General features: G+C 45.4%; 11 protein-coding genes. 10 read left to right on the top strand and 1 reads right to left on the bottom strand.

The features are described from left to right. Positions 1–294: 294 nt before the first annotated feature. The 9 genes from mreC to lipB all read left to right on the top strand — a co-directional run bounded on the left by mreC (position 295) and on the right by lipB (position 9,050). Positions 295–1,203 carry a rod shape-determining protein MreC gene (gene mreC, locus ACPXXB_RS07845; protein ID WP_423906273.1) on the top strand — a complete coding sequence of 303 codons (909 nt, stop codon included), beginning with the start codon at positions 295–297 and terminating at the stop codon, positions 1,201–1,203. Then, positions 1,187–1,690 carry a rod shape-determining protein MreD gene (gene mreD / locus ACPXXB_RS07840; RefSeq protein ID WP_423906270.1) on the top strand — a complete coding sequence of 168 codons (504 nt, stop codon included), beginning with the start codon at positions 1,187–1,189 and terminating at the stop codon, positions 1,688–1,690. The genes mreC and mreD overlap by 17 nt, the downstream gene beginning before the upstream one ends. After that, positions 1,690–3,576, top strand: a complete 1,887-nt coding sequence (gene mrdA / locus ACPXXB_RS07835) for a penicillin-binding protein 2 (protein WP_423906267.1) — start codon at positions 1,690–1,692, stop codon at positions 3,574–3,576. Before mreD ends, mrdA begins: the two co-directional genes overlap by 1 nt. 40 nt (positions 3,577–3,616) lie before the next feature. Next, positions 3,617–4,711, top strand: coding sequence for a rod shape-determining protein RodA (rodA, locus tag ACPXXB_RS07830; protein ID WP_423906264.1), 1,095 nt, complete (start codon positions 3,617–3,619; stop codon positions 4,709–4,711). Beyond that, positions 4,708–5,760, top strand: a complete 1,053-nt coding sequence (gene mltB / locus ACPXXB_RS07825; RefSeq protein ID WP_423906261.1) for a lytic murein transglycosylase B — start codon at positions 4,708–4,710, stop codon at positions 5,758–5,760. The genes rodA and mltB overlap by 4 nt, the downstream gene beginning before the upstream one ends. Before the next feature lie 13 nt (positions 5,761–5,773). Continuing rightward, on the top strand, positions 5,774–6,661 hold the full coding sequence (locus tag ACPXXB_RS07820; RefSeq protein ID WP_423906258.1) for a septal ring lytic transglycosylase RlpA family protein: 888 nt from the start codon (positions 5,774–5,776) through the stop codon (positions 6,659–6,661). Positions 6,662–6,881: 220 nt separating this feature from the next. After that, a complete protein-coding gene (locus ACPXXB_RS07815; RefSeq protein WP_423906255.1) occupies positions 6,882–8,039 on the top strand; it encodes a D-alanyl-D-alanine carboxypeptidase family protein in 1,158 nt (385 codons plus the stop codon). Positions 8,040–8,145: 106 nt separating this feature from the next. Then, the gene (locus ACPXXB_RS07810) at positions 8,146–8,403 is read left to right on the top strand and encodes a YbeD family protein (RefSeq protein WP_423906253.1); all 258 of its coding nucleotides are present in this window, start codon (positions 8,146–8,148) and stop codon (positions 8,401–8,403) included. 11 nt (positions 8,404–8,414) lie between these two features. Beyond that, positions 8,415–9,050 (top strand): lipoyl(octanoyl) transferase LipB, encoded by a 636-nt coding sequence (gene lipB / locus ACPXXB_RS07805; protein ID WP_423906251.1) that lies wholly within the window; start codon positions 8,415–8,417, stop codon positions 9,048–9,050. Between the two features lie 41 nt (positions 9,051–9,091). Here the strand turns inward: lipB and murU are convergent, their stop codons facing one another. Continuing rightward, complete coding sequence (gene murU, locus ACPXXB_RS07800; protein ID WP_423906248.1) at positions 9,092–9,790, bottom strand: N-acetylmuramate alpha-1-phosphate uridylyltransferase MurU; 699 nt, start codon at positions 9,788–9,790, stop codon at positions 9,092–9,094. A 112-nt stretch (positions 9,791–9,902) separates the two neighbouring features. Here murU and ACPXXB_RS07795 point away from each other — a divergent pair, with 112 nt between their 5' ends. Beyond that, positions 9,903–12,323 (top strand): LPS-assembly protein LptD, encoded by a 2,421-nt coding sequence (locus ACPXXB_RS07795; protein ID WP_423906245.1) that lies wholly within the window; start codon positions 9,903–9,905, stop codon positions 12,321–12,323. The last annotated feature ends 10 nt before the right edge of the window (positions 12,324–12,333 follow it).

Raw genomic sequence — 12,333 nt, 5'->3', positions numbered from 1 at the left:
AAAAATGATGTTATTGCGAATATCATTAATTTACAGTTGAGCGAAATATTTATAAAAGCCATTAACGCCCGTACATTTCTAAAAAATGACTGCTTCAAAAAATCACCACACAATAATTTTACCTTATACATGTATATTTTAAAGGAAACGGCACGAGCCAAAACGAAACACCTGACCTAAATACAAAGACGTTTATGCCCTATCCAAAAAATAGACAACAAAAGGGTGCAAGCTGAATGGCAATAGAAAGTAACCATCGCTTATCCGCGCTCCATTGACATGGGTTATAACGGCATGAATTATAATAGCAGATTCCCGCTGTTTCGTTTTTTTCTGCTTTTGGTGCTCTCTATGGGGGTAATGATTATTGACCATCGAAGCGAATTGTTAAAACCGATACATACCGCTAGTACAGTTGTTAACATCTTCTTTGAATCGGTTATCGCCATTCCGAAAAATACATTTTCATTATTGAATCGTTATTATCCTGACGACCGCATGCATCAGCGTTTTGTCGAACTACAACAAAAGCAATCAATACTGGAAGCCCGGCTACAACGCTATGATGCCCTGGAAAAAGAAAATCAACGGCTGTCTAAATTACTGTCGGCATCAAAACGTTTTGCCAATGAAATGCTTTTTACGGAAGTTATTGGACGCGATCTCGAACCATTTAGTCACAGAATCGTTATAAACAGTGGTATCGAAGCAGGTGTTTACCTCGGTCAACCCGCCATCACCCCGCAAGGGGTGCTCGGCCAAGTGTCCAAGGTCGGTTATCGCCGCAGCGTGGTGACACTGATAACCGACCCGAGCCATGGGCTATCCGTACAGATTCAACGCAATGGTTTACGTACCATTATTCAGGGTTCTGGAAAATCTAATCAAGTGACCGTTCCATTTTTAGAGAACCCGGCTGATATTCAAACGGGAGATCTGCTGGTTACTTCGGGACTGGGTGGACGTTTCCCGGCAGGTTATAAAGTCGCCGAGGTATCCGATATCGTAAAAGATGCGAATCAGGCATTTCTAATTATTACCGCGCGAACTATGGCTCAAACAGGCTTCGCCAAGGAAGCGCTTTTACTGCGCAACAATGCTAGCGGCAACAATGATAGAAGCAACAATGATAGAAGCAACAACAATCTTCTGACAAATCCGAAACTGCTACATTCAGGCGCCTCGGGTGAATCAGGTGGATAGGACGCCTTCTGCAAAAGCACCATTTTGGATCATTCTGGCCACCTTTGTGATCGCCTTGTTGTTAAATATGGTGCCATACCCGCAATGGATGAAGTATGCCAAACCAGATTGGGTTATGCTGGTTTTGTTTTATTGGTGTTTGGCTGTGCCGCATCGCATCGGCATAGGCTGTGGCTGGCTTGCTGGTATTGCGCTGGATATATTGTATTACTCGTTATTGGGCCAGCATGCCGTCGGCAAAGCATTTGTTGCGCTGATAGCCGTTTCTACGCATCGACGAGTCCCGCTGTATGATTTGTGGCAGCAATGCATACTGGTATTTATCGTCGCCTCAATCGATATTGGATTTACCATATGGGTTTATCAGTTGACCGCAAACACAGAGATTCGCCTGGTATTCTGGCAGTCTGCTTTGACATCCTGTTTAATTTGGCCAGTTGTGTATAACGTACTGCGTGTATTGCGGCATAGAACCGGGATAAGCTAATGATTCGGATCCGTGATTATCCGCTGGAGAGAAAAGTTGTTCAGGGGCGCATAATTTTTGTATTTGGCTTGATAACAATATTGGTTATTCTGCTGGTTCTGCGACTGGGCTATTTACAAATATACCAGCATCAAGAGTTCATCACCTTGGCGCAAAATAATCGCATTGATTTTTCTCCATTGCCGCCGGTGAGAGGATTAATTTATGACAGAAATGGTGAAGTGCTTGCTCAAAACATTCGGGGATTCAATCTGGATATATTGCCGGATGAGGTGCAAGACCTCGATAATCTGTTAAGCCAATTAGGACAGCTTATCGAGCTCACCGATGTTCACCTCAAACAATTCAAAAAACTTCTCAAACAACGTCCTTCTTTCGAATGGCAAACACTAAAGGCTAATCTCAACCAACAAGAAGCCGCCATATTGGCGGTGAACCAGCATAGATACCCCGGAGCGGAATTGCAGGCACGTCTGCAACGACACTACCCGAAAGGGGAACTGATTGCACATATCGTCGGTTACGTAGGTCGAATAAGTCCGGCGGATCTGGAAAATATCGACAATCAGGCTTACCGGGGGATGGAATACATCGGTAAAACTGGAATCGAAGCGTATTACGAATCGATCTTACTGGGTAAATCCGGGATAGAGCAGGTGGAAACCAACGCCCATGGCCGGATTGTTCGTCGTCTGCAACAGACAACTCCAGATACGGGCAAGACTATTCACCTCAGTTTGGATATCAAGCTACAGCAGAAAAGCATCGAAGCATTGGCAGGATTTGAAGGGTCGATAGTCGCGATTGAACCGGAATCGGGTGAGGTTCTCGCCTTCGCCAGCGCGCCCGGATACGATCCGAATCTATTTGTAAATGGAATTAGTGAAGCCGACTACGCAAGTTTACGTGCCTCAGAGCGTAAACCGTTGGTGAATCGCGCGATTTATGGACGTTACGCCCCAGGGTCAACCATCAAGGGGTTTATATCTCTGGTGGGCATGGAAAATGGTATTGACCACAGTAAGACCGTTTTTTGCCCTGGATGGTATAGTTTGCCGGGGCTTAAACATCGTTATCGTTGCTGGAAAAAATCGGGACATGGTCTTATGGATGGTTACAACGCGATCGTCCAATCCTGCGATGTGTATTTCTACACATTGGCGAGACAATTGGGTATCGACAGGATGTATGAAGGGATGACCCGATTCGGATTTGGAAAACCAACCGGGATTGATATGCGTGAGGAACCTTCCGGTTTAATGCCATCCAGAGAGTGGAAACGCCGCGTTCGGAATCAAGCTTGGTATCCGGGTGAGACAATAATTACCGGAATTGGGCAGGGGTATATGTTAGTTACGCCTCTACAACTGGCCAATACCACGGCAGTTCTGGCAAATAGAGGCAAGAAAGTCACGCCAAGGTTTTTATCTGCCATACAACATCCTCAAACTCAGGTCAAGCAAGACATTGCGCCAGAAATAACGGGGATTGAAAAACTTGGTGATGATCGATTCTATGAAGCAGTTATAAATAGTATGCGAGATGTGGTTCATGGCGCACGAGGGACGGCAAGAACAATTAATCGGGGTATTCAATATGAAATGGCGGGAAAGACCGGCACCGCTCAGGTTAAAAGTGTCGCTCAAAATCAGGAATACGATAAAAAGAATGTTGAGAAAAAATTCAGGGACCATTCGTTGTTTATTGGTTTTGCCCCGTTGAACGATCCGAAAATTGCCATCGCTGTTGTGGTTGAGCACGCCGGCAGTGGAAGCCAAACCGCCGCTCCAATCGCCAGGAAGCTAATTGATTATTATCTGATTGACCGATTAGAATTATTTGACAAGCAGGAGCCAGACTCCCAAAGCTTGACCAGCCAAGGATAGGCCGGCCAGAGCTGGAAAATACCGGATTGTTGTTTCACAAATGCGCCAGACTGATAATCCTTCGTATATTGATTTACCACTATTAACAGTGGTTCTGATGCTGTGTGCTTTGAGTCTGATAGTGTTATACAGCGCTACAGGAGAGAATCTTGAGCAACTTGTCAGACGCAGCATACATGTGGGTTTTGCATTGGCGGTCATGTTGGTTTTCACACGCATTCGAACCTCGATACTGTTGCGCTGGTCACCCAATGTTTACGCTGTAGGATTAGGGTTGTTATTCATGGTATTGGCTATCGGGGTCATCGGCAAGGGCGCGCAGCGTTGGATTGATTTGAGTGTTTTTCGATTTCAACCGGCCGAGATGATGAAAATTGCAGTGCCTATGATGGTGGCGTGGACCGTAGCACGATCGACGCTGCCGCCCAATCCGCTTTTTATAATACTGTCTATATTTATCGTACTCATTCCCACAGCGCTGGTGATTCTGCAACCCGATTTAGGCACTGGATTGTTAATTGCATTAACGGGAATTATGATGATATTTTTAGCGGGAATAGGGTGGAAATTTATCGTAACCGCGTTGCTTTCCCTAGCAGTCATTGTTCCGGCAATGTGGGTTTTTGTGCTGCACGACTATCAACGCAGCCGTGTTTTTACCCTATTCGATCCCTGGGCTGATCCGTTGGGAGTGGGCTATCATATTATTCAGTCAATAATCGCAATCGGTTCTGGTGGGGTGCAGGGAAAAGGGTGGCTTTCCGGTACTCAGTCGCAACTTGAATTCATTCCCGAACAACGTACCGACTTTATATTTGCAGTGTACGCGGAAGAATTTGGTTTAATCGGGGTTATTGTATTATTGATGCTTTATTTATTTTTAGTGTTTCGAGGATTATTGATCGCCTTTCATGCCCGCGACACGTATTCTCGCTTGCTTGCCGGGGGGCTATCTACAACATTCTTTTTCTATGTATTTGTCAATATTGGTATGGTGTCTGGAATCTTGCCGGTTGTTGGTATTCCCTTGCCGTTGATGAGTTATGGCGGCACTTCTATGGTAACGCTGATGATTGGATTGGGGATTTTGATGAGCATAGCGCGAGATAGCAAATCTCGGGGTTGGCGACGATGAATTATTTTGATCGGCATTGTAACCCCTGTGATGCGGGCAAATACTCGACCAAACCACAGAAAATTGTATTTTCCGCACTGCTATTTTCCGCAATGGTCTTTTTGGTTAGGCCATCGGTTTCGTTGGCGGTGGACATCGATCAATATCCAGTGCTGGTCAAGTTAGTCGAGGAAATGACGGACCAGGATGGCTATCCAAGGGAGCAATTAAACCGGGTTTTAAAACAGGCAAACATCCAACAAACAACGATTGACCTGATGAATCGGCGAATTGAAGCCTTGCCCTGGTATAAGTACCGGAAAATATTTTTAAATCAAAACCGAATCGAGAAAGGCGTAAAATTTTGGAACGAAAATCGACTCACGCTGGACCGGGCATACCAAAAGTTTGGGGTGCCTCAGGCTGTGATTGTGGCATTAATCGGGATAGAAACGGATTATGGGACATACATGGGTAACAAAAGAGTATTGGATAGCCTGGTTACGCTGTCGGCAGAATACCCGAGGCGAAGCACGTTCTTTACTTCAGAATTACGAACATTTTTGAATATTACCCGAAAAGAGAACATTGACCCGGCGTCAGTCATGGGCTCATTTGCCGGGGCTATCGGTATTCCACAATTTATGCCGACAAGTTATGCGGCGTATTCGGTTGACTTCAATGGCAATAACCAAAGAGACCTGGTCAATGAAACCGATGATGCCATTGGTAGTGTCGCCAATTATTTAAAATCTCATGGCTGGAATCATATCCAGCCAATCTATGCGAGCGTTACCGGCCCGTTATCTGAGTCCGCCATAAAGTTGATTAGAGGCAACGCAAAACTTGTGCATACGCCTAAACAGTTGATTGCGGCGGGGGTAAAATTCGATGCCGACCGCAGTAGCGACAAGATTGCGCTTATGTCGTTACAGGAACGGCAGGGGAATCGTTATATAGTGGGATTTAGAAACTTCTACACCATTACGCGCTACAACCCCAGTGTCAATTACGCTATGGCGACTGCCGAGCTTGCGGATTCGATTGTGAGAGCCAGAAACAACGACTAAAAAATCCATGGCCATGACCATCAAATCAAGTTTTGTTTGGTTAGCGTTTATTTTAGTATTGGCGGGTTGCTCCAGTGGTTTCTCTGGTGGTTTCGTTGGCGGTGCGGTTAAGAAATCCGATTCTGGCGGTTTTTATGGCGGTGACAGCGCACCGGCTAACAAACAGCGGGACTTCGACTCAATTCCAGATGCTATCCCGAAACATGAACCATTGAGCCGAACGGGAAACAAACCCTACACCGCGTTAGGCAAAGCTTTCAAACCCTTAAACTCATCGAATGGATATGTTAAAAAAGGTATCGCATCCTGGTACGGGACAAAATTTCACGGCAGACGGACATCGAGTGGAGAGACTTACGATATGTGGAGCATGACCGCGGCGCATCCTATATTGCCCTTGCCGACCTACGTAGAAGTGACTAACCTGGACACCGGTAAGAAAATTGTTGTTAAAGTGAATGACCGAGGACCATTTCTGCATAATCGAATTATTGATTTATCCTATGCCGCAGCACATAAATTGGGCATAGCAAATCATGGTACAGGTCGCGTTGAGATTAGAGCGCTCAATCCCGATAACTATTTTGGGCCGGATGATTTTGCTGAATCCGGCTCCATTGTCGGATCTATGGATACAGTAGAAAGTTCTCAGCCGAGTAGTGTGGCGGGCGAGTATTTTATTCAAGTTGGCGTGTATTCTGAATTTGGTAATGCCCGGTCGATGAGAAATATGCTTCGTCAGAAAGGACATCCAATTTACCCGAACGCAGAGCAGGAAAATAAAGCCCAAGGGGTGCCTTATAAAGTTAAGGTTGGCCCGTTCCAAACAGTTAATGCGGCATCGGAAGTAAAACGTACTCTGGAACAACTGCTCGGTCAGGCACTTATGCTGATAAAATAAATTGCGGGTTCGTTGCGCTCACGAAAAAATTGCAGGAGCAATTTTTCACGCAATCTCCGAAGGGGTGAGGCTCAAGGACGAGACCAATAAGAATCGCTCAGGGCGATTTGCAACCGTTCCTTATGGAGGTGTTGACAGTCGGCTTATGAACAACAAATATAGGCAGCCTGAATTAATCAGTTTCCGTTATAATCAAGCACCGTATCCAAATCGTTTAAGCATGCGCCTTTTAATCTGTTTCATAAGTTTTCTGTTTTTTCATCCCCTGAGTGCTTATAGTGCTTTGGAGGATATCCCCGATGCGGTCAAATCCAAAATCTCGATTCCGGATATTGAAGCAAGAAGCTGGCTAGTGGCAGATTTTGAAACAGGCTGGATGCTGGCCGGTAAAAATGCGGATCAAAGAATCGAACCGGCGAGTTTGACCAAGCTGATGACCAGCTATCTTGTCTTTGATGCACTGCGCAATAATGAAATAACCATGGAGGATATGGTCCATATCAGTAAGAAGGCGTGGAGAACCGGTGGTTCGAAAATGTTTATCCGGGTTGATACTCAGGTCAGTGTTTTAGATTTAATTCAAGGCCTGGTCGTCCAATCGGGTAACGATGCCGGGGTGGCGCTAGCGGAGCACATTAGCGGCTCGGAACAGGGCTTCGCATCGCGGATGAATTTGATGGCGGCAGAATTGGGCATGACCAACACAAATTTTACTAATAGCAGCGGAATTCCAGAGGACAATCATTATAGTACAGCAGAAGATATGACGTTACTTTCCATGGCGTTGATTCGAGAATTTCCCGAACTGTATCGTTATTATTCTCAAAGCGAATTCACTTATAATGGCATTACCCAACAAAACAGAAATATTTTATTGGGTCGAGACCCCACCGTTGACGGCATTAAAACCGGATATACGAAAAACGCCGGCTATTGTTTAATTGGCACCGCGCTGCGTGATGGAATTCGCCTGGTGGCAACCGTTACCGGATCGAGCGGCACAATCACACGAGCAGATCAGGTGCAATCACTCTTGCAATACGGATATGGCGCTTACGAAGGATTAATCGCCTACCAACCGGGCGCTGAGATCAAATCTTTGCCATTATGGTTTGGAGAAACTTCACAGGCCAGTATAGGCGTTCAAAAAAAGCTGGGCATCATTTTTCCGAGAGGGCAATCAGATAAACTGTCCGCTACCCTGGAGTTGCCTGCGAGCCTTGAAGCACCCATCGCAGCCGGTACGCCGGTTGGATATATACAAGTAAAATACGACCAACAACCCATATACAGAACGAGTTTGCAGGTCAACGAAAGTTATGCCGAAGGGCCCTGGCATAAGCGCATACTGGATTCTATAAAACAATTTATATATTAAACCCTGCATTTATTCTGACCGTCCCGGATATGGCTTAATTAAAGATGGCTTAATTCGATATGAATCAATTATAAAAATGCCCCGAAAAACGCTCCGAAAAATACCGATGACAGAAGGCCTGGCCTTTCCCTGCATGATTGATATCAAGGTGTTTTTGCATGCGAGCGCAAACAATCCGAAATGGGTAAAAAAATTACTATTGCAATCAATCGCAATAACAGATTTGAAAGAAATATCGATAAAGGAGAGCAAAAGCGCTAGGTATCATTCGTTAAGTTGTCGTGTTCACGCGCAAGATAAAAACCTGATGGATGAGGTATTTGCACGACTATCATCTCACCCCGATATTTTAATGGTGCTTTAATGGCATCGGTAATGCCTGTGATCATTCGTCATCGAGGGATTTGTGACTATCAGGAAATATGGGATGAAATGATTGAGTTCACTCGAAATCGTGGTGCAGATACTGATGACGAAATCTGGTTGTTGCAGCATTGTCCGGTATACACTCAAGGCACAAGTTCTTATGAGTTTCCCGAAGCGGAGGCCGAAGCGGATGGCAAGGCAATTCCGGTAATCCATGCTGATCGCGGCGGACAAATAACCTATCACGGCCCCGGCCAACTGATTGCTTACCTGTTAATGGATATAAAACGACTTAAAACTGGCCCAAAATCATTTGTTAATCAGGTCGAGAAGTTAATCATGGATTTTCTTGCTCGTTATGGTATCTGCGGACACCGAAAACCGGGCGCGCCTGGGGTCTATGTTGCGGATGAAAAAATTGCCGCGCTCGGGTTAAGAATATCCAGGGGATGTTGTTACCATGGTTTAAGTATCAACATCAATATGGATTTGTCCCCTTATGAGTGGATCAATCCATGCGGTTACGTCGGGTTGAGAGTCACCCAGTTAAAGCATCACGCCAGAAATATATCATTCGACCGGGTTAGCCGGGAATTTGCCGAAATCCTGCCCGTTCTTTGTACTCAACCGGTTAGTATGGAATAACTTTAATTTATTCTCTTAAAATATTGTAATTTAACAATATTTTATATTTTCTGTTTGCGTTCTTGCCGTGTTTTTGTCCATGTTCTTGCTTGCGCCAGCCGCTCAACAGTACCCACGTCTATCCACAATGTTTGGTGGAGTTGACCAGAAATTTCACCCTTGCGTATCGGTTGGTCGAAAACCTGGGTTAATTCACATTTTTCGATATCAAGCGCTTCGAACATTGTTTTGCGATACAGACCGATGCCTGTAAATGTAACCGTGGTTTGTGCTGGACTAGAAGGATGTTGCACCAGGCAGTTATTGCTTAAACAATAGTCCCCATTTGGATTGTGGGCGGGATTCGGCGCCAATACCAAGTGCGCTTTGGCGGTGTCTGGCATTTGAATTTGTGAAAAATCACAATCGGTGAAAATATCACTATTAATGACCAAAAACGGTTCTTCCTTAAAATAATCCAAGGCGTTAATGATTCCGCCCGCAGTGCCTAACGCCCGGTTTGATTCTATCGAATAACTGAGTTTTAAACCGAAACGGCTTCCATCACCCAGAAATTCCATAATTTTTTCACCAAGATAGGCAACATTTATCACCACATGGTTGACATCCATAGCAGATAGTCGCACTAAGTGATGTTCAATCAAAGTACGCCCACCAATCGGCACTAAAGGTTTAGGGACTGCGTCGGTGATCGGCCTTAACCTTTCACCTCGCCCAGCCGCCAAAATCATGGCTTCCATATCACATCAAGTCATGTCATTTCTTATTGATCAAGGGATTGGATTATAAACGCCCAAAACCCTATAATCCTGACTAAATCGAGCCCATCCAAGAAATAAAAAATATGCAAAAATGCGTCCGAACAAATTCAAAAATCACATACTGGCTTCCATCGCTGCTGTTATGACTACGGTGCCGGCGCTGGATGTGTATGCACAATCAAGTATTTCGGCAGATATTCCGGCAGATATTTCGACCGTAGGATTCGCAGGAATCGATATCTGTAAACCCGGCAGAATAGATGTTCCTCTGGCATTAAAAGAAGCCCCCGCTGGCGACCAAAGCGAGTTACCCATCCGCATGGAAGCGGATCAATTGGAAGCCGAATCGCCCGGCCTGATTAAGAACGGCCGGAGTAAGAATGGCCTGATCAAGTTGTCGGGCAAGGCTCAGGTCGTTCAGGGAAACCGCGGTGTGTACGCAGACGAAATTACTTATGATCAGGATACCGATCAAGCGACCGCCAGTGGCAACATCAAATTTTACACTTCCAGAGGCGATGAAGTGCTTGCTGATTCACTGGATTTGGAGGTGCCTGCGTTTACAGGATCCGCTCAAAACGCACGTATTAAATTTGCCCATGGATTCGATGGATCGCCGCACCATACAGAAAGACAGCACGAAGATTATGTTGAAGATTATTCTATGCTGGCGCCATTTAGAAACAAGGTTTCGCAAACCGAAGCGCCAGAAGAAATCATGGATGACAATACTTATGTCCGCGCCCGAGCAACCGCCGATACGATTGAGTTTGAAGGCGCAGACTATGAGCGGTTGCACAACGCCACATTTTCCAGTTGCGAACCAGGCAACGATGACGTGTTGTTAATTGCCAGGGAAATTGAACTGGATCATGCCGCCGGTATTGGAACTGCAAAGTCGATGAAGGTGAAATTTAAGAATGTCCCGATTTTTTATTTTCCGCGCGTTTCATTTCCGATTAACAACCAGCGAAAAACCGGATTTTTATTTCCGAGCATCGGTCACGAGAGAGAGTCTGGAGCAATTCTCGAAGTTCCTTATTACCTGAATATCGCCCCGAACCATGATGCGACTGTTATCCCCAGAATTTTAAGCAAACGCGGCGTGCAGCTATACGGGGAATATCGTTACTTGACACAAAAATCTGAAGGCAGTGTACAAGCGGAAGTTCTTCCTTCAGATGATGTATTCAACGATGATCGATACGCATGGCGTTATGATCATAAGCAAGATTTTAATGATAGATGGAATGTGGATGTTGATTTACAGACCGTGTCGGACAACAACTATTTAAAGGATTTTACCAGCGATGTCGGCGTTACTTCATCGAGTTATGTCCCTCGACGCGCGAGTTTATTTTACCGCGGCCCTAATCTATTTTTTAAAGCCAGCGCATCCGCATACGAACCGGCTAACAGCGACATTGTGGCGCGTCCCTATGATAGATTACCGCGGCTAAACCTGGATCTAAAGCAGCAGGACCTGGGCCGATTCAAATATGGCATGAGTTCTGAATTCACCTATTTTGAGCACGATGACAGTAAACCGGGGTCAGCAACCCGACTTAGGATCAATCCATATGTCAGCTTGCCCATTGACCGTATTTATGGCTATGTAACCCCTAAGCTATCATTACAAACGATCAGTTACTCGCTGAACAACAGTGCTACTGGCGAGGATTTTCCGGATGATTCTCCGTCGGTTACTGTGCCGATAGCAAGCGTTGATAGCGGCTTATTTTTTGGACGAGTGTTTCAACAAAACGACAGCGTGTTTTTGCAAACACTGGAACCCAGATTGTTGTACCTCAACATTCCAGAGAAACGCGAACAAGAGGATTTTCTAAACTTTGACAGCGGCAGCGGAAGCAACAGCAGTTTTGGACATTTCTTTCGGGGGAATCGATTTTTCGGCGGTGATCGCGTTGGCGATACCCACCAAATTACCTTAGGATTAACCAGCAGAATCATTAACCAAGACGATGGACGGCAAAGGTTGAATATCAGTGTGGGGCAAATATTTTTTCTCGAAGATCGCAAGGTTGGACTGCCTGATAAGACGCTTGATGAGACAATACCTGAAACCGGGCATCGCTCCGATTTTTTCACAGAAGCCACAGCGAGTGTGACTGAAGATTGGAATATTCGTGGATTTGCTCGGGTGGGTAGCGAATCGAACGATTTGGAATTCGCCCGGATTTCTACGCAATATTATCGTAGCAGTCGAAGAAATGCCTCAATCGGTTATAGCCGAACCAAACATTCATCGGAGCAGGCAAGCCTGAAATTTGAAACTCCGGTTGGCCGACGATGGCAGATAAATGCGAAGGCGCGTTATTCAATTCGGGAAAGTGAAACCCGGTCATCTGAAATTGGATTGACATATGACGGATGTTGCTGGGCCATCAGACTACTCGCCCAGCACTATTTAGATGGATCGGGTAACTTTAAAAATCGTTTTATAATCACATTTGAACTGGATGACCTGGGAAGGATTCGTTCTGGTCTTTAAAACCCGCATA

This window comes from Candidatus Spongiihabitans sp. (assembly GCF_965237845.1).
GTDB lineage: Bacteria > Pseudomonadota > Gammaproteobacteria > Arenicellales > Poriferihabitantaceae > Spongiihabitans.
This window is presented reverse-complemented; position numbering and strand designations above follow the sequence as displayed.

Excerpts from the sequence above, each read along its gene's own strand:
- mreC (WP_423906273.1), top strand. The coding sequence starts at position 295 with ATGAATTATAATAGCAGATTCCCGCTGTTTCGTTTTTTTCTGCTTTTG.
- mrdA (WP_423906267.1), top strand. The coding sequence starts at position 1,690 with ATGATTCGGATCCGTGATTATCCGCTGGAGAGAAAAGTTGTTCAGGGG.
- rodA (WP_423906264.1), top strand. The coding sequence starts at position 3,617 with ATGCGCCAGACTGATAATCCTTCGTATATTGATTTACCACTATTAACA.
- mltB (WP_423906261.1), top strand. The coding sequence starts at position 4,708 with ATGAATTATTTTGATCGGCATTGTAACCCCTGTGATGCGGGCAAATAC.
- ACPXXB_RS07820 (WP_423906258.1), top strand. The coding sequence starts at position 5,774 with ATGACCATCAAATCAAGTTTTGTTTGGTTAGCGTTTATTTTAGTATTG.
- ACPXXB_RS07815 (WP_423906255.1), top strand. The coding sequence starts at position 6,882 with ATGCGCCTTTTAATCTGTTTCATAAGTTTTCTGTTTTTTCATCCCCTG.
- ACPXXB_RS07810 (WP_423906253.1), top strand. The coding sequence starts at position 8,146 with ATGACAGAAGGCCTGGCCTTTCCCTGCATGATTGATATCAAGGTGTTT.
- lipB (WP_423906251.1), top strand. The coding sequence starts at position 8,415 with ATGCCTGTGATCATTCGTCATCGAGGGATTTGTGACTATCAGGAAATA.
- murU (WP_423906248.1), bottom strand. The coding sequence starts at position 9,790 with ATGGAAGCCATGATTTTGGCGGCTGGGCGAGGTGAAAGGTTAAGGCCG.
- ACPXXB_RS07795 (WP_423906245.1), top strand. The coding sequence starts at position 9,903 with ATGCGTCCGAACAAATTCAAAAATCACATACTGGCTTCCATCGCTGCT.